15 protein-coding genes and 1 tRNA gene are annotated in these 16,185 nt (G+C 70.1%); 10 read left to right on the top strand and 6 right to left on the bottom strand.

Annotation, left to right across the window (positions count from 1 at the left end; all coding sequences use genetic code 11):
• Positions 1-11 precede the first annotated feature (11 nt).
• From IOD14_RS18490 to IOD14_RS18475, 4 genes are read left to right on the top strand one after another with little or no spacing between them, the layout of a single operon-like run.
• Entirely contained in the window at positions 12-617 is a 606-nt protein-coding gene (locus IOD14_RS18490) for a histidine phosphatase family protein (protein ID WP_123993379.1), read from the top strand.
• A gap of 32 nt (positions 618-649) precedes the next feature.
• Positions 650-1,840, top strand: a complete 1,191-nt coding sequence (locus tag IOD14_RS18485) for an acetyl-CoA C-acyltransferase (protein WP_212670809.1) — start codon at positions 650-652, stop codon at positions 1,838-1,840.
• 19 nt (positions 1,841-1,859) lie between these two features.
• Positions 1,860-2,828, top strand: a complete 969-nt coding sequence (locus IOD14_RS18480; protein ID WP_212670808.1) for a PDR/VanB family oxidoreductase — start codon at positions 1,860-1,862, stop codon at positions 2,826-2,828.
• Positions 2,829-2,868: 40 nt separating this feature from the next.
• Positions 2,869-3,729, top strand: coding sequence for a 3-hydroxybutyryl-CoA dehydrogenase (locus tag IOD14_RS18475; protein ID WP_212670807.1), 861 nt, complete (start codon positions 2,869-2,871; stop codon positions 3,727-3,729).
• Positions 3,730-4,010: 281 nt separating this feature from the next.
• Here the strand turns inward: IOD14_RS18475 and IOD14_RS18470 are convergent, their stop codons facing one another.
• The gene (locus IOD14_RS18470; protein ID WP_123993383.1) at positions 4,011-4,382 is read right to left on the bottom strand and encodes a helix-turn-helix domain-containing protein; all 372 of its coding nucleotides are present in this window, start codon (positions 4,380-4,382) and stop codon (positions 4,011-4,013) included.
• A gap of 83 nt (positions 4,383-4,465) precedes the next feature.
• Between IOD14_RS18470 and IOD14_RS18465 the strand changes: the two genes are divergently transcribed.
• The 3 genes from IOD14_RS18465 (at position 4,466) to IOD14_RS18455 (ending at position 6,964) form a co-directional block, all read left to right on the top strand.
• Entirely contained in the window at positions 4,466-5,374 is a 909-nt protein-coding gene (locus IOD14_RS18465) for an NAD(P)-binding domain-containing protein (RefSeq protein ID WP_123993384.1), read from the top strand.
• 81 nt (positions 5,375-5,455) lie between these two features.
• On the top strand, positions 5,456-6,829 hold the full coding sequence (locus IOD14_RS18460) for a hypothetical protein (protein WP_212670806.1): 1,374 nt from the start codon (positions 5,456-5,458) through the stop codon (positions 6,827-6,829).
• A 62-nt stretch (positions 6,830-6,891) separates the two neighbouring features.
• A tRNA-Gln gene (locus tag IOD14_RS18455) sits at positions 6,892-6,964 on the top strand.
• A 45-nt stretch (positions 6,965-7,009) separates the two neighbouring features.
• On the opposite strand, the gene IOD14_RS18450 is transcribed toward IOD14_RS18455, so the two are convergent.
• Genes IOD14_RS18450 through IOD14_RS18440 form a run of 3 tightly spaced genes read right to left on the bottom strand, consistent with a single transcriptional unit; the run spans position 7,010 to position 9,630 of the window.
• A complete protein-coding gene (locus IOD14_RS18450; protein ID WP_123993386.1) occupies positions 7,010-7,540 on the bottom strand; it encodes a cupin domain-containing protein in 531 nt (176 codons plus the stop codon).
• Positions 7,541-7,582: 42 nt separating this feature from the next.
• On the bottom strand, positions 7,583-8,629 hold the full coding sequence (locus IOD14_RS18445) for an aminoglycoside phosphotransferase family protein (protein WP_212670805.1): 1,047 nt from the start codon (positions 8,627-8,629) through the stop codon (positions 7,583-7,585).
• Entirely contained in the window at positions 8,626-9,630 is a 1,005-nt protein-coding gene (locus IOD14_RS18440) for a C-terminal binding protein (protein WP_123993388.1), read from the bottom strand. The genes IOD14_RS18445 and IOD14_RS18440 overlap by 4 nt, the downstream gene beginning before the upstream one ends.
• Before the next feature lie 727 nt (positions 9,631-10,357).
• Between IOD14_RS18440 and IOD14_RS18435 the strand changes: the two genes are divergently transcribed.
• A complete protein-coding gene (locus IOD14_RS18435) occupies positions 10,358-11,626 on the top strand; it encodes an MFS transporter (protein ID WP_212670804.1) in 1,269 nt (422 codons plus the stop codon).
• Between the two features lie 67 nt (positions 11,627-11,693).
• Here IOD14_RS18435 and IOD14_RS18430 read toward each other — a convergent pair whose 3' ends face one another.
• Positions 11,694-12,473: a fumarylacetoacetate hydrolase family protein gene (locus IOD14_RS18430; RefSeq protein WP_123993390.1), complete on the bottom strand. Its 780-nt coding sequence runs from the start codon at positions 12,471-12,473 to the stop codon at positions 11,694-11,696.
• 186 nt (positions 12,474-12,659) lie between these two features.
• On the opposite strand from IOD14_RS18430, the gene IOD14_RS18425 reads away from it, so the two are divergent.
• Positions 12,660-13,691 carry a LacI family DNA-binding transcriptional regulator gene (locus IOD14_RS18425; RefSeq protein WP_212670803.1) on the top strand — a complete coding sequence of 344 codons (1,032 nt, stop codon included), beginning with the start codon at positions 12,660-12,662 and terminating at the stop codon, positions 13,689-13,691.
• A gap of 147 nt (positions 13,692-13,838) precedes the next feature.
• Here the strand turns inward: IOD14_RS18425 and IOD14_RS18420 are convergent, their stop codons facing one another.
• Positions 13,839-14,405, bottom strand: coding sequence for an NAD(P)H-dependent oxidoreductase (locus IOD14_RS18420; protein ID WP_249125950.1), 567 nt, complete (start codon positions 14,403-14,405; stop codon positions 13,839-13,841).
• A gap of 427 nt (positions 14,406-14,832) precedes the next feature.
• Between IOD14_RS18420 and eno the strand changes: the two genes are divergently transcribed.
• Entirely contained in the window at positions 14,833-16,143 is a 1,311-nt protein-coding gene (eno, locus tag IOD14_RS18415; protein WP_212670801.1) for a phosphopyruvate hydratase, read from the top strand.
• The last annotated feature ends 42 nt before the right edge of the window (positions 16,144-16,185 follow it).

Genomic DNA, 16,185 nt, shown 5'->3' with positions numbered 1-16,185 from the left:
AAGGACCCCTCATGACCGAACTCCTTCTCATCCGGCACGGCCTCCCCATGGCCGGAGTGTTCGACCCGGGGCTGTCGCCCGAGGGCACCGCCCAGGCCGAACGCCTCGCCGCGTGGCTCGCCCACGAGGGCCTCGACGCCCTGTACGTCAGCCCGTTCCAGCGGGCCCGCGAGACCGCGGCACCTCTGGAACGCCTCACCGGCATGACCGCGACCGTCCTCGACGACCTCCGCGAATGGGACACGGACGTCTCCCAGCCCTACACCCCGCCGGAACAGATCGGCACGGGCGACCCCCGGGCGGCGGCGCTCGCCGAGGGACGCTTCGAGGACTTCGTGCCCGACCTCGACTGGACGGCCTTTCGCGGGCGAGCGGTACGCGCCATGGACACGATCCTCGACGCCCACCCCGGCGGGAGGGTCGCGGCCGTGTGCCACGGCGGCATCACCAACACCTATCTGGCGACGGTGCTCGGCCTGCCGACGATGTTCTGGTTCCACCCCGGCTACACCTCGGTCAGCAGGGTGCGGCGCATGCCCGGCGGCCGGGTCGTCCTGCACTCGGTGAACGAGACCGCCCACATGATCGCCGAGCGCGCCGCCGACCCGGTCGTCTGAACCCGCCCCCACCACCCCAGGAGGTCCCGGCCATGCCCGGATCCGTCATCGTCTCCGGCGCCAGGACGCCCATCGGAAAGCTGATGGGCGCCCTGAGCACCCTGTCCGCAGTCGATCTCGGCGCCCATGCCATCCGGGCGGCTCTCGCCGCCGCCCACGTGGACGCGCAGGCCGTGCAGGCCGTCGTCATGGGCCAGGTGGTGCAGGCCGGGGCAGGCCCCAACCCGGCCCGGCAGGCCGCGGTCCGCGCCGGGATCCCCTTCTCCGTACCGGCGAGCACCGTCAACAAACTCTGTCCGTCCGGGCTGCACGCCATCGCGCTGGCCGACCTCATGATCGCCTCCGGCCGTCACGAGGTGGTCGTCGCGGGCGGCATGGAGTCCATGTCCGGCGCCCCGCACCTGCTGCGCGGATCACGCACCGGCTGGAAGTACGGCCCCTCCACGGTGGAGGACTCCCTCGACCGCGACGCCCTCGTCTGCGCCTTCGACGGAGTCTCCATGGGCGCCGCCACCGAGCGGTACCAACAGCCGTTCGCCCTGACCCGGCAGGAACAGGACGAGTACAGCGCGCTGTCCCACCAACGGGCCGCCCGCGCCCAGCGGTCGGGCGCGCCGACCGAGGAGATCGCCCCCGTCACGGTGGCCGGACGCCGGGGCGAGACGGTGGTGGACGCCGACGAGGGCGTACGACCGGACACCACCGTCGAGTCCCTCGGGCGCCTGCGACCCGCCTTCTCCGGCACGGGCACCGTCACCGCGGGCAACGCCTCCCAGCTCTCCGACGGCGCCGCCGCCGTCGTCGTGATGAGCGCGGAGCGCGCCCGGCGGGAGGGCCTGACACCGCTCGCCGAGATCGGCGCCTACGGCACGGTCGCGGGCCCCGACCCCTCACTGCTCGTCCAACCGGCCGGCGCCGTCCGCGACGCCCTCGAACGCGACGGAAGGCTCAAGGCGGCCGACCTGGACCTGTTCGAGATCAACGAGGCGTTCGCCGGAGTGGCCCTGGCCTCCGTACGGGAGCTGGACATCGCCATGGACAAGGTGAACGTCAACGGCGGCGCGATCGCGCTCGGACACCCGGTCGGCATGACCGGAGCCCGCCTGGTGCTGACCCTCGCCATGGAGCTGCGGCGGCGCGGCGGCGGCAGCGGAGCGGCGGCCCTGTGCGGAGGCGGCGGCCAGGGTGACGCGCTGTTGCTGCATGTGCCGGCGCAGACCTGAGACCCGGAGCGCACCCACCATGAACGACCAACTCCCCCCGACCACCCTCACGGTGGCCGGCCGCACCCTCGTGGCCGACGGCGTCGTCTGCCTCACCCTGCGCCGCCCCGACGGCGGTCCGCTCCCCTCCTGGACCCCGGGCGCCCACATCGACGTACTGCTGGACGGCGACGCGCACGGCCTGATCCGTCAGTACTCCCTGTGCGGACACCCGGCCGACCGCGGGGCCTGGCAGATCGCGGTGCTGCGGGAACCACAGGGCCGCGGCGGCTCCGCGCACGTCCACGACCAGCTGCACGAAGGCGCCGACGTACGGGTCCGCGGCCCGCGCAACAACTTCCCGCTGCGGCCCGCCGACCGCCATCTGTTCATCGCCGGCGGCGTCGGGATCACACCCATCCTCCCCATGGTCGAGGCGGCCGAGGCCGCGGGGGCCGACTGGCGCCTGCTCTACGGCGGCCGCACCCGGACCTCCATGGCCTTCCTGGACCGTCTCGCCCCGCACGGGGACCGCGTCCTCGTCCGTCCCCAGGACGAGTACGGCCTGCTGGACCTGGCCGCCCACCTCGGCACACCCAAGGAGAGCACCCTGGTGCACGCCTGCGGTCCCGAACCCCTGCTGCGGGCGGTGCAGGAACAGTGCGCGGGCTGGCCGCCCGGCACGCTGGGCGTCGAACGGTTCGCGCCGGTGCCGACGGCCGCCGCCGGCACGGCCGCTGCCACGAGCTTCGAGCTGGAGCTCGCCCGTTCCGGGCTCACCCTCACCGTGCCGCCGGACCGTTCGGTGCTCGAAACCGTGGAGGAGGCCGGCGTCGACGTCGACTTCTCCTGCCGGGAAGGCACCTGCGGCACCTGCGAGACCGATGTGCTGGAGGGCAGGCCCGACCACCGCGACTCGCTGCTGACCGAGGACGAGCGGGCCGCCGGCGACACCATGCTCATCTGCGTCTCCCGCTCGTGCGGGCCCCGCCTCGTCCTCGACCTCTGACCCCGACCACCTCCCGCTCACCAGAAAGGACGGGCCCCGGATGCATCCCGTCACCCGTCTCGGCGTCGTCGGCTGCGGCCTCATGGGCTCCGGCATCGCCGAAGTCGCCGCCCGCCACGGCATCGACGTACGTGTCGCCGAATCCACGCCGGACGCGGCCGAGGCGGGCCGCCGCCGCATCACCGCCTCCCTCGACCGGGGCGCACGGCACGGCAAGCTCAGTGCGGAGCAGCGCGACCAGGCCCTCGCCCGGCTGTCGTTCACCGTGGACCTCGGCGACATGGCCGACCGCCAGTTCGTCGTCGAGGCCGTCGCCGAGAACCGCGACATCAAGACCGGGGTGCTGCGCGTCCTGGACAAGGCGGTCGAGGACCCGGCGGCGGTCCTGGCCACCAACACCTCCTCGATCCCCGTCGTCGATCTCGCCGTCGTCACCGAGCGGCCCGAGCGGGTCATCGGCCTGCACTTCTTCAACCCCGTCCCCGTGCAGCGGCTGGTCGAGATCATTCCCGCGCTCGTCACCGGCGCCGACACACTGAAGCGCACCCGCGAACTCGCCGGGCAGCTGGGCAAGGAGGCCGTCCAGGCACCCGACCGTTCCGGCTTCGTCGTCAACGCCCTCCTCGTGCCCTTCCTGCTCAGCGCGGTGCGCATGGTGGAGTCGGGCTCCGCACGGCCGGACGACATCGACCGGGGGATGGAACTCGGGTGCGCGCATCCCATGGGCCCGCTGCGCCTGCTCGACCTCATCGGCCTCGACACCGCCCAGGCCGTGGCCGAGTCGATGTACGAGGAGTACAAGGAACCGCTGTACGCCCCGCCCGCCCTGCTGCGCCGCATGGTCGCCGCCGGTCACCTCGGCCGGAAGAGCGGCCGAGGGTTCCACAGCTACGAGGGCTGAGCCGACTCCGGCCGCTTCGGGCAGCCCGGCTCAGACGGGGGGCCAGGTGCGCAGGGTGGCGTCGGCCGTCTCCTGGAGTTCGTCGCGGCAGACCCCGCCGGCGGCCTGGCGACTCTCGACGCGGACGGTCCGACGGGCACCTTCCAGGTCGAGAACGAGGAAGTGCGCTGGTGGGCCGGTGAATGGTCGGGCCCGGCGGTTCGGCTCGCCCCCGACCATTCTCGGGGCGCACGCACCGGGGCGGCGGCAAGGACGCCCAGCGCTGTCCGGCGGATCAGGCCCTAGTGACGCGAGGCCTCAGCCATGTCGGCCGCTTCGGAGTCCTCGCGGCGTATCCGCTCGACTCCCCAGGCACCGAGTGGTTCGAGCGCCCGGTTGAGCGTGTGCCCGTGCTCGGTGAGGGAGTACTCCACGCGCGGCGGCACCTCGGCGTAGACCTCGCGGTGCACGAGCCCGTCCTCCTCCATCTCCCGCAGGTGCTGCGTCAGCATCTTCTCGCTCACCCCCGGTAAGCCGCGACGGAGTTCAGCGAAGCGGCGTATGCCATGGGCTTCGAGCTCCCAGAGGATCAGTCCCTTCCACTTGCCGCTCACCACGTCGAGCGCGGCGTCGATGCCGCAGATGTAGGGCCCGCATCTCGGTGCCTTGGCCATCACTGAACCCCTTACTAAAAGGTAAGTACCGCAGAAAATAGTGGGTACTTCCGACACTAGCGGCGCTCTCCGACCATGGAGGAGTGATCGAACAACTGAACGCCACCAGCAGTCAGAACACCCCTGTCACCGTGATCGGGCTGGGTCCGATGGGCCAGGCGATGACCCGCACGCTCCTCGACTCCGGCCACCCGGTGACGGTCTGGAACCGCACCGCCGCCCGGGCCGACGGCGTCGTCACCGACGGAGCAACCCTCGCACCGACACCCCGCGAGGCGGTCGAAGCCAGTGACCTCGTGATCCTCAGCCTCACCGACTACCAGGCGATGTACGACATCCTCGGCACCGCCACCGCATCCCTCGCCGGCCGCACACTGGTCAACCTGAGCTCCGACACTCCCGACCGAACCCGCGAGGCAGCTACCTGGGCGGCCGGCCACGGCGCCGGCTTCCTCACCGGCGGGGTCATGGTTCCCGCACCGATGGTCGGCACGGACGCGGCCCATGTCTACTACAGCGGCCGCGAGCAGGTGATGGAGACCCACCGTGCGGTGTTGGCACCGCTGGGAACACCGAGGTATCTGGGCGACGACCCCGGTCTCGCGCAGATGATGTACCAGGCCCAGCTCGCGGTGTTCCTCACCAGCCTGTCGGCGCTGATGCACGCCACCGCGATGTTGGGCACGGCAGGGTTGAAGGCGTCGGAAGCGCTGCCGGAGCTGCTCTCCTTCACCGACTCGATCGGCGACATGCTGAGGGCCGGTGACAAGCAACTCGGCGTCGCGCTCGATGCGGGAGAGCATCCCGGCGATCTCAGCACCGTCACCATGATGGGTGCGACGTCCGACCACATCGTCGAGACCAGCACGTCACTCGGCCTCGACCTCGCGCTCCCACTGGCCGTGCAGGCCCACTACCGGCGGGCGATCGAGAACGGCCACGGCGGCGACAACTGGACCCGCATCATCGACAGCATCAGAAAGCAGCAGTGACCGAGGCACGGCAGCACTGACCGGACCGCGCACACGGATAAGCAGTGGAGACCTGGTCGTTGTGATGTCAGGGTGTGGTCCATGCCGTCGTCCACCAGCGAACAGATCCTCCGTGAACTGCACGCCTCGCTCACCCTGCGCAAGCGTCCGGAGGACGTGGCCCGGCTCATCCAGGACATGTACGCCGCCCAGGGAACCCGTCTCGACGCGGCAACCGAGGCGGCGCTCGCGAAGGCCGCCGAGCACTCGCTGCGCAATCTCTGGCACGGCTACACCTCCATGCGGGAGGAGTTCGCCCGCCCGGTCGGCGCACAGCGCCAACTCGCCCGAGCGGCACGCCTTTTCACGAGCATGCCGGAACTCCCGGCAAGCGCCGGGGACGATCCTGACCGGATCGAGGCGGTGATCCGGCGAGCGGGCGAGGAGATCGGCCGTTCGTACGGGCAGAACGACTTCGGCCTGGACCGCCTCGACCGGGCCGAGCGTACGGCGGCGGGTCTCGGCGACATCTCGAAACGCCAGTACAACAAGCGCTTCCGGCTCCTGCGCAGAATGGAGGCCAAGCTGGCCCGGCTCCTCCACGAGCAGCACCGACGTGAAGTGGTCATCACCGGCAAGGGTGCCCTCGCCCATGCCCTGCCCTACGAGCTGTTCGCCACGGATCCGGACACCGCGGCCTTCGTCGCCTACTTCACGGCACGCGGCTACATGCGCAGCGTCTTCACCAACGGGCGGCAGCGTCAGGTCTACGACGAGGTCGCCGAGGCCCTGCTCCAGCGCCTCAGGAACCTTCCCGAGAAGGCCTGTTGGTACGCGGTCGCCCATGTGCACCCCACGGGAGAGGTGCTCGCGCATGTGTCCGACGAGGACCTCACTCGCCTGCTGGTCCGCTGGAACGGATTCCTGCGCCGGGTCGCGGAACTCCTGGAGGACGCCTGGAACCGGCATCCGCTGGAACGCGACACGATGATCGTGCGCCCCGGCGACGACTCGTCGACGTGGAACCAGGCCGCGCAGGCGTGGAACACCGCCCGGGCCCACTGGTTCGCGCTGCTGACGGAGTTGGGGCAGGACGAGATCCTGGATCGGATCTGTCCCGGCAAGGTGCCCCGGCTGATGGCTGCCGACGTGGCCTACTGGCACCGCATGAGCGGCGGCGGCCTGCACCCGGACACCTACGTCTGGGCGGAGCTTCCCCTGCCCTGGGAAGTGCTCCGGGGTGAGGAGCAGTGCCCACGCTCACTCGTCGAGGCAGTCTGCGCCCGTCATCGGGTGGACCCGATCCGCGGAGCCTGGACCGCTCCCAGGCCGGTGGCCGAGGCCGTGGCCTTCCGGCGAACCCCCGAGTTGGTCCACGGAGTCCCCGTCGCCGACCCGCTCATGGCCGGCGCTCTCCGGTCGGCAGGAATCTTCTCCGGCAAGCAGAAGCGTGCGGCTGCTCAGGAGTGGACGTGACCTGGGCTCCGCCCGACAAATCAGTTGTCCCGCACAGCGGTTGCGGCGATGATCGCAGTGGCGACGAGGAAGCTCTGCGGAGGAGCGCCCGGCTCTGATCCCGGGTGGACGCAGGTTCGAATCCTGCCCTCGTCGCCTTTCTCCGTTTTCCCGCCAAGCGGTGCCCCCGGTTCTTCCCTCTCAGCCACCGCCCTCGGCCCCGATGAGGACGAAGGCCATCGTGGCCGGTCGGTCGCTGCGGTTGCGCCAGGCGTGCCGGGTTCCGTTCTGGATCACGATGTCGCCTGTGGAGAGCGGGGTGCAGCCGCCGTCGTCGAGTTCGAGGACGATCTCGCCCTGGAGCACGATGCCGTAGTCCACCGTCGGGGTCGTGTGCATGCCGTCGGGCTCGATGAGTTCGGCGATGCCGGGCGAATCGGCCCGCTGTTCCCGGTCGAAGGCGGCGGGGTCGAAAGCCGGATCGGCCAAGGCGGCCTCCGGCGGGAAGGTCAGGACGATGAACCTGCTGCCTCCCGGCGCCGGAAGCAGGCTGGTGACCTTCGGTGTAGGGTCCTCTCCGGCCCGGCTGACCGGTTCGCCGGGGTCGGTTGCCCACGCGAGGCGGGAGACCCAGCCCGGCAGGCTGGTGAACTCCCGGCTGCGGGGGACGGTGCCGTCGCTGACGACCACCGACTTGCCGTTCTCGTCGTGCCCGGTGACGACTCTGCGCATGGTTGCTCCTGGTTCGGTCCGCCGGATCCGCCGGACGATCTGTCATGCGGGCCGGCCGCTGCCGGTCTCGGCCGGAGGCCGAAGGGCCGTCGCCCAGGCATCCAGCACATCGGCCACCGAGGAGGCGGGCGCTCGCAGCAGTGCCGAAGCCACGGTGCGGACGAACAGCCGGTCCCGGTCGTCGGTGAGGTACTCCACCGGGGACTTGCCGTCCACCCGGGCGAGCAGCAGTGCGGGCAGCAGGGTGGCGGCCCGCGTCTCCAGGGCGGGCCGGGGTTCCCAGTCGACCCGTCGGACGTATTCCTCCGCCAGCACCCGGGCGGACCGCAGGAGTTCGGCGCGGCGGCCGGACACCACGAGACTCTTCAGGAGCAGATGATTGACGCAGAAGGCCAAGTCGAAGGCCGGGTCGCCGTACCAGGCGCACTCGGCGTCCAGGAGGACGGGCCCCGACGGGCCGACGAGGATGTTCTTGGGGCTGACGTCGCCGTGGACCAGGGCCAGGCGTGTGCCGGCCGTGCGGTCGGCGAGGCCATGGAGGATGTCGGCCAGGCCGGGGTGCGCCGCCGCGGTGGCCAGAAGGTACGGCTCGATCCGCAGGGCATGGAAGTTGTCGTCCGTGGCGAACTCCGAGGCGAGGCTCGCGTCACCCGCGCTTGCCGCGTGCAGGGTGCCGAGCACCTCTCCGAGGGCCGCCGCGGTCCTCACCTCCACCTCACCGGCGAGGAGTTGGGACTTCCACATGGGGTAGCGCTCGGCGGGCAGGTACGCCATCGCGAAGAGGCCGGCATCGGGGTCGTGCGCCAGCAGTTCGGGCACGCTGTCCGGCCGGTGCCGGGACGCGAACCGCATCCATGCCCATTCGTAGGCGTTGCGCGACACCGGCGCCTCCCAGTCGGCCGCGACCCGCAACCGGGCCAGGGCCCGCTTGACGCACAGCGAGCGGCCCGGCAGCTCCACCCGCCACAGGTCGGAGGAGACCCCGCCGGTCAGCGGCGTCCAACGCGCGGTTTCGCCGGGGTGCGCGAGCTTGTGGGCGAACAGGAAGTCGGACAGCGCGGAGTCCTGGCCCTGCGCGGTGGGGCTCATGACCGGTCACCCGAGCCGGCGGGCCTGACTCCGGGGTTGTTGCAGGGGTGTGCCGGTGCCTCGCCCGCCAGAATCCGTACGACCTCCTCCGCGGCGCGGCGGCGCAGTTCCGTGACCGAGGCGTCGGAGGAGAAGGCGACGTGGGGGGTGAGCAGCGCGCCGGGCTGGTCCAGCAGCGCGGCGGGAACACGGGGCTCGCTCTCCAGGACGTCGAAGGCGGCTCCGTCCAGCTGACCGCCGTCGAGCGCCTTGATGACGGCGTCGGTGTCCACCAGACCGCCGCGGCTGACGTTGACCAGCAGTCCGCCCGGCTTCATCAGCGCCAGCTGATCGGGGCCGATGAGATGGTGTGTGCCGGGCGTCAGCGGCACGTGAAGGATCACCGCGTCGCTGCGGCGCAGCAGTTCTTCCAGGCCCACCAGCTCGACTCCGGAGTCGTCCTTCGGCGGGTGGGGGTCGTGGGCCAGGATCCGGCAGCCGAACGCGCCGAGTTTGCGGGCGGTGGCGCGTCCGATCCGGCCGAAGCCGACCACGCCGCAGGTCAGCGTGGACAGACGGCGCAACCGGGCGCCGGCGGGATCCCAACGGCCCGTGCGGACCTCCCGGTCGAACACGGCCAGGCCCCGCGTCCAGGCGAGCACCATGCCGACGGCGTGGTCGGAGACCTCCTCGACGCAGTAGTCCGGGACGTTGGTGACCCACACGCCCCGCTCGGTGGCGGTGTCCACCGCGATGTTGTCGAGGCCGACGCCGAGTCTGGCCACGATCCGCAGGTCCGGCGAGGCGCCGATCGCGGTGGCCGAGACCGGCGCCCAGCAGGTGAGAATGGCCGCGGGGCGGTGCTCGGTGACCAGCTTCTCGATGGCCCCGGCAGAAGCGGGTGCCGCGGGGCCGGACACCAGCGTGTGGCCCGCGCCCTCGATGACGGATCGCTCGACCGAGTCGTCGGGCCAGGCGTGGTCGGTGAGCAGCACGGTGTCTGGGCGGCTCGGTGGTGTCATGGCAGATCGTCCTCGCAGAATCGTTCGGCCGCCGCGCACGGCCGGGCTTCACGCCCGGTCGCGTCCGGTCGGCAGGTCTGAGCATCACCCGGTACGGCAGCCGTCGGCCTGTCCGATGGTCGACGGCCGCCATGAGTGCGGGTGGGGAGTGTCGCTGGGCTTGCTCGGATGTCGTCGGCGATTCCCGACTCGTGGTCAGGAGGTGCCACTGCCTGGCCCCGGCAACCGGGTCACGAGTTGTCGGGGCAGGTCGAATCACTGTGTCACAGCCACGTGGTGCTAACGATAGCACCAGGGGTTCGAGAATCGTCAAGAACGTGTCGTACAGGCACCTACCTGCACCCTCTTCCTGAGCAGGCGGTCCCTGGCATCCCGGGAAAGCTCCGGCATTCCAAGAAATTCCGGCGCACGTCTTGACGCGCCGGACACTTCCCTTCATGGTTTCAGCCAACCCCGACCGTGCGGCCGATAAGTGTCCGCACAAGGTCCGGCAGTCGAAGACGCCATAGCCACGGACGTCCCCGACGGGCGCTGTACGACTGAATTCCGCACGCGGTGTCCGACCGCGCGGTGGCCGCTCGCCCGCATTCCGTCGGACGGCACCGATATCGCCGTCGCCGAATCAGGTCCGTGTTCAGCTCACCGCTTCTTGCCATCGCCGTGCGCTCCCGCGCGGCGATGGATCCGCCGCGGCCCGCCGCGGCCCATCCCCTCATCAGGAGCCGCCATGACTCACGCAGCGCAAGCAGACACGAGTGCAGTGCCCGTCAAAGGCACCCAGGAAAGCAGCCGCCCGCCCGTTTCCCGCGCCATGATCGGCGTGGGCTTCCTGCTGGTGGTCCTCTCCTACATGGTCAACGCGATGGACCGTCAGGTCTTTCCGCCACTGCTGCCCGACATCCGTGCGGAGTACGGGTTCTCGCTGGAGCAGGGCGGACTGCTGGCGACCAACTTCACCCTCGGCATGGCCCTGGCCGGCCTGCCCGCGGGTTATCTGCTGGACCGGTTCCGACGCAAGACCGTGCTGCTGGCCAGCATCGTGATCTACTCCCTCGGCACCATGGCCACCCCGCTGGCGACCGGCTTCGCCGACATGACGCTGTACCGGGTGGTCTCGGGCTTCGGCGAGGGCATGCAGTCCGCCGCGATCTTCGCCGCGATGGGTGCCTTCTTCGCGCAGCGGCGCGGTCTCGCCTTCGGAGTGATCGGCGTGGGCTACTCCGTCGGCGTGTTCATCGCCCCGCTCATCGGTGTCGAGCTCGCGAGCACCCACGACACCTGGCACTCGCCCTTCTACCTGTTCGGCACGGCGGGGCTGCTGATCGCCGCCGCCTCCCTGTTCCTGCTCAGGACCGGTCTGACCGAGCACTCCGTCGAGAAAGCCGTCTCCACCAGGGGCTACGACCACATGCCGGCCTCCGCCTACAACCGCAACACCATCGCGCTGGCCGTCCACGCGGTCATCAGCGGTGTGGCCATCTACGGCTTCCTCGGCCTCTACCCGACGTACCTCATCACCTCACTGCACTACTCGGCCGGGCAGGCCGCACTGGCCATGAGTTTCCTCGGTTTCGGCGGCATGACGGCGGTCTTCGGCGGCTGGCTCGGTGACCGCGTGAACCAGCGCAACCTGCTGATACTGAGCCTGCTGGCCGTCTCCGCCATCAGCGCGTGCATCTACGACACGCAGGCCGGCGTCGGCGTCCAGTGCGTGTTCGCCTTCCTCATGGGCGCCTTCGGCCTGGGATTCGTCTATCCCAACACCAACAGCGTGATGCAGCGGGCCGTCCGTCCGTCGCAGATCGGACGCGCCTCCGGCCTGTTCGTCACCAGTTACTACGGACCGGCGGCGTTCTCGGGCCTGCTCTTCGCCGCCCTGGTGGACGCCTTCGGCTGGGACCGGGCCGGGCTCCTCCAGGTCACGCTCCTGCCGCTGGCCGGCGTCGTCGCTCTGGCCTGCGTCCGCCCCGGGCAGTTCAACAACGTGGTCCGCTGACACACCGAAGGGGCTGCCCACCGCTTGCGGTGGGCAGCCCCTTCGGTCACCCCACGGGCCTCGGCACTCAACGGCTCTCGGCCACGACCGGGTTGCGCAGGACACCGACGCCCTCGATCTCGACCTCGACCTCGTCCCCGGGGCGGATCGGCCCGACACCGGCAGGCGTGCCGGTCATGATCGTGTCTCCGGGCAGCAGGGTCAGGTAGCGGCTGAGATAGCTGACGAGTTCGGGAACGGGGAGCATCAGGTCGGCCGTGCTCGCCGACTGCACGACTCGGCCGTTCACGCGGGTCGTCAACGCCAGTGCGGACGGGTCGAGTTCCGTGGCGATGACCGGTCCGAGGGGAGCGAAGGTGTCCTGCCCCTTACCGATCAGCAGCGTGCCGTATCTGCTTTCCTTGCGCTGTACGACGCGGTCGCTGACGTCGTTGCCGCACGTATAGCCGAGGATGTACTCATGGGCCTCGGAAGGCTTCACATGGCGGGCTTCCTTGCCGATGACGACGACCAACTCGCCCTCGAAATGAATCAGTTCGCCGTCCGCCGGATAGACGATCGCGTCTCCGGGACCCACGACCGCCGTGCTCGGCTTCATGAAACACACGGGAACTTCCGGAATCTCACGGTCGGTCTCGTCGACATGTGAGGCGTAGTTGTACGCGAACCCGAAGACACGGGGTTTATCGACCGGCGAAAGAACGACGACGTCACCCACTTCGTCCACACGGTCCGTAGGAGCCAATCCCGTGAAGGGATCACCCTCGAATCTGGCGATGGTCACGTCACCGGGTTCGAGTTCTCCGTAATGACACATGCCGTCGACGGCATACCTGACGATCCGCACGGACACCTCCGCACTTGGGCAGCCAGGGCCGGCTGCATGACCCATTCAAGAATGCTAACGTTAGCATGACAGGCTGCGACTGGACCCGCCACCCCACCTTCTCGACCACGGAGCGCAACACAAGTGCTATCGTTGGCATACGGAACGTGACGGCTGCGGGACGCGCCAGACGGAGGGGACCCTTACGTGATCACGACCAGGGACATCGCCGAACGCCTCGGGATCTCCGTCTCGACGGTCGGCCGGGCGCTCGCCGACGATGCGCGCATCAGCGAGGAAACCAAGTTCCGGGTCCGCCGGACCGCTTCCGAGATGGGCTATGTCGGCAACCGGGCGGCGCGGATGATGCGCGGCGCGTCCAGCAATGTGGTCGCGCTGGTGATCCCGGACATCCGCAACAGCTTCTACTCGACCATCGCCCACGAGCTCTCCAAGAACATGCAGGCCGAGGGCTTCCAGCTGATGCTCTCGGAGACCGACGACGACCGGATGGTCGAGCTGCGTCATCTGCGGGAGCTGTCCGCGAACCGGGTGGCCGGTGTCATCATCGTGCCCACCGCCCGCCCGCACAGCGAGTCCGTCAGACTCCTGCGCACCCTGCCGCACCTGCAGCTGCTGCGCCGCCACCCCTCGCTCGGCGCACAGTGGTTCGGCGTGGACGACCACGAGGCACTGCGCCGGGCCACGGCCCACCTGGTGGCACTGGGCCACACCCGCATCGCTTACCTGGGCGGCCCTGAGGAACTCCCCACAGGTGCCGAACGTCTGCGCGGATTCCGCACCGCCCTGCGGGAAGGCGATCTCCCGGATCACGCCGGACGCGCCGAGCTGGGGCCGCCGTCGTCCGTGCATCACGGGCGCGAAGCCGTGCGCCGACTGCTGCAGGAGCCGGCGGCTCCCACCGCACTCGTCCTGGGATCGATCCAGCTCACCCTGGGCGTGCTGGAGGAGCTGTCCGCGCAAGGCGTGAAGGTGCCCGACGAGCTGTCCGTGGTCGGGTTCGGGGACGAGCCCGGCTTCTCCTGGTGGGGTCCCGGGCTCACCACGATCGGTCTGCCCATCCAGGAGATGGCGACCGGGTGCGCGCTGTGGCTGTTGCGCCGCCTCAAGACCGAGCCGGGCAACGACGGGCCCTACACGTCGGTCTCCCCCGGGTCCCTGGTCATGCGCGGCAGCACGGCTGCCCCTGACGGCAGGGTTCCGTCCCGGTCCGCCTGATCGCCTGATCGCCTGATCGCCTGATCGCCTGATCGCCTGGAATCGTGAACGGCCTGGTGCCGGAGCACGAGAACATGAAGCACCTCGCACGAAACACCAAGGTGCCCGGAGCACAGCGCTCCGGGCACCTTCGCGTCCGCCGCCGCGTCAGTTCGTTCCGATGCGCAGCCGGCGCATGACCATGGCGGTGCGCGCGAGTTCGTCGAGCATCTGCTCGGCGGCCGCCTCGTGAATCTTGCCGGGCCGGAAAGCGCCTTCGTCGACCTGCTCGTTGACGAAGGGGATGCTCACGGTCGGCCCGATCGGAAGCATCCTGAGGTTGGCCACGACCTGCTTGGCCATCTGCACCGCCCTGGTGCCCGCCGAGACACCGCCGTAGCTGACAAACGCAGCCGGCTTGTGCTGCCACTCCAGCACGAGGTAGTCCCAGGCGTTCTTCAAGGGGGCCGGAAAGCCGCCGTTGTACTCGGGGGTGACGAAGACGAACGCGTCCGACGCCTCGACGATCCGGCTCCACGCGCGCGTGTGGCTCTGCGTGTACTGACGCAGAGCGGGCGGGTGCGGCTCGTCGTAGAACGGAAGGGCGAGTTCGCGCAGGTCGACCAGGTGCGACTCGAACTGGTCGCGCTCCGCGGCCCGGGTGGTGAACCAGTCCGCGACGGACCTGCCCACGCGGCCGGGACGCGTACTGGCGACGACTGTGGTGAGGGTCATGGGTGCCGCAGAGGGCTCTGCTGTCATGTCGGGCTCGCTTTCCTGTCGACCGCGCTCGGCCCGGTGGACCCACTCCGCCTGTGCTGTCCGTCCGTCCAGGAGGTCGTGGGTCCACCGGAGTACTTGCCGGAGCGCCATGAGTTGTGCGAACGATAGCACTGCTGTTGTCGACTCCGGCAAAGAAGCGGGCGAGCTCCGCGTTCAGCAGAGAGGAACTCCCCTCACCCCCTTGACAGAGTCACCGACGGTTCGCACGATTGCGCTATCGATAGCACGAGAGACCGGTGACGCTCCAGAAGGTCCGGCCGCGCCGTTTCGTCGGCATGGTCCCTCCCACAGGTCCTCGACCGCGTAGGCATCCGCCCCCGATGCCCTGCACGGGCAGGCTCGACGCCCTCCCGTGCGAACTCCGAAAGGTTGCACCGCAATGACAGACACGCGGATCGCCAAGCTCCACGGCCGCAGGGTGTGGGATTCACGCGGGCGGCCGACCGTCGAGGTCGAGGTCCACCTCGCGGACGGAGCGGCAGGGCGGGCCATCGCACCGGCGGGAGCCTCGACCGGCCAGGGCGAAGCGCTCGATCTGCGCGACGGCGGCTCCCGCTTCGGCGGCCTCGACGTCCGTCGTGCGGTCGGCTCGGTCAACCAGGAGATCGCGCCCGCCCTCCTGGGCCTCGACGCGACCGGCCAGGAGGCCCTCGACCGGCACCTGGTGAACCTCGACGGGACCCCTGACCGCAGCCGCCTCGGCGGCAACGCCATCGTGGCCACCTCCATGGCGGTGCTGCACGCCGCGGCCGCGTCGGCGGGCGTACCGCTGTGGCAGCACCTGGCGGGCGGTCGGCCGGTTCGCGTCCCCCTGCCGGAGATCCAGATCTTCGGCGGCGGCGCACACGCGGACCGCCGCGTGGACGTGCAGGACTTCATGGTGGTCTGCCCCGCCGCAGGCAGCTTCTCGGAGGCCCTGGACTGGACGGCCGAGATCTACCGGGCCGCCGGCAGCCTGATGCGCCGGGCCGGCAAAGCGCAGGGCGTGGCGGACGAGGGCGGCTTCTGGCCCGCGTTCGACTCCAACGAGGAGGCCCTGGAGACCCTGACCCTCGCCATCGAGACCGCGGGCTTCACACCGGCCACCCAGGTGGGCATCTCGCTGGACGTCGCGGCCTCGCAGTTCGGCAGCGACGGGCGCTACACGCTCGCGCTCGACGACCGCACGCTGGACACGGCGGCGCTGATCGACATGCTGGGCGACTGGATCGAGCACTACCCGATCCTGTCCGTCGAGGACCCGGTGGGCGAGGACGACCACGAGGGCATGGTGGAGTTCACCCGGCGCTTCGGCCACCGCTGCCAGGTGATCGGCGACGACTACCTCGTCACCGACGCCAAACGAGTGGAGGCGGCGGCCACCAACGGGGCGGCGAACGCGGTCCTCGTCAAGCCGAACCAGGCGGGCACCGTCACCGAAGCCCATCAGGCCCTGTGCGCCGGAAAGGCCGCCGGGTTCGGCACCGTCGTGTCGGCGCGCTCCGGTGAGACCGAGGACATCACGATCGCGCACCTGAGCGTCGGATGGGACGCGGGCCAGTTGAAGGTGGGCTCCTTCACCCGCTCCGAGCGCATGGCGAAGTGGAACGAGGTTCTGCGTATAGAGGAGGCCCTCGGTGATTCCGCGGAATTCAGCGGCTGGTCCGCCTTCGCATTCGCCGATTCCACGCCTTCCGCGACCGCACCGTAAAAGCGCTCCACAGTATTACAGTCATCGAAATCAAGAGCCGAA

This window comes from Streptomyces sp. A2-16, assembly GCF_018128905.1.
Taxonomy (GTDB): domain Bacteria; phylum Actinomycetota; class Actinomycetes; order Streptomycetales; family Streptomycetaceae; genus Streptomyces.
This window is presented reverse-complemented; position numbering and strand designations above follow the sequence as displayed.

What these genes read in the sequence shown, in the direction of transcription:
- IOD14_RS18490 (WP_123993379.1), top strand. Translation starts at nt 12, where the DNA reads ATGACCGAACTCCTTCTCATCCGGCACGGCCTCCCCATGGCCGGAGTG.
- IOD14_RS18485 (WP_212670809.1), top strand. Translation starts at nt 650, where the DNA reads ATGCCCGGATCCGTCATCGTCTCCGGCGCCAGGACGCCCATCGGAAAG.
- IOD14_RS18480 (WP_212670808.1), top strand. Translation starts at nt 1,860, where the DNA reads ATGAACGACCAACTCCCCCCGACCACCCTCACGGTGGCCGGCCGCACC.
- IOD14_RS18475 (WP_212670807.1), top strand. Translation starts at nt 2,869, where the DNA reads ATGCATCCCGTCACCCGTCTCGGCGTCGTCGGCTGCGGCCTCATGGGC.
- IOD14_RS18470 (WP_123993383.1), bottom strand. Translation starts at nt 4,382, where the DNA reads ATGGCCAAGGCACCGAGATGCGGGCCCTACATCTGCGGCATCGACGCC.
- IOD14_RS18460 (WP_212670806.1), top strand. Translation starts at nt 5,456, where the DNA reads ATGCCGTCGTCCACCAGCGAACAGATCCTCCGTGAACTGCACGCCTCG.
- IOD14_RS18450 (WP_123993386.1), bottom strand. Translation starts at nt 7,540, where the DNA reads ATGCGCAGAGTCGTCACCGGGCACGACGAGAACGGCAAGTCGGTGGTC.
- IOD14_RS18445 (WP_212670805.1), bottom strand. Translation starts at nt 8,629, where the DNA reads ATGAGCCCCACCGCGCAGGGCCAGGACTCCGCGCTGTCCGACTTCCTG.
- IOD14_RS18440 (WP_123993388.1), bottom strand. Translation starts at nt 9,630, where the DNA reads ATGACACCACCGAGCCGCCCAGACACCGTGCTGCTCACCGACCACGCC.
- IOD14_RS18435 (WP_212670804.1), top strand. Translation starts at nt 10,358, where the DNA reads ATGACTCACGCAGCGCAAGCAGACACGAGTGCAGTGCCCGTCAAAGGC.
- IOD14_RS18420 (WP_249125950.1), bottom strand. Translation starts at nt 14,405, where the DNA reads ATGACCCTCACCACAGTCGTCGCCAGTACGCGTCCCGGCCGCGTGGGC.
- eno (WP_212670801.1), top strand. Translation starts at nt 14,833, where the DNA reads ATGACAGACACGCGGATCGCCAAGCTCCACGGCCGCAGGGTGTGGGAT.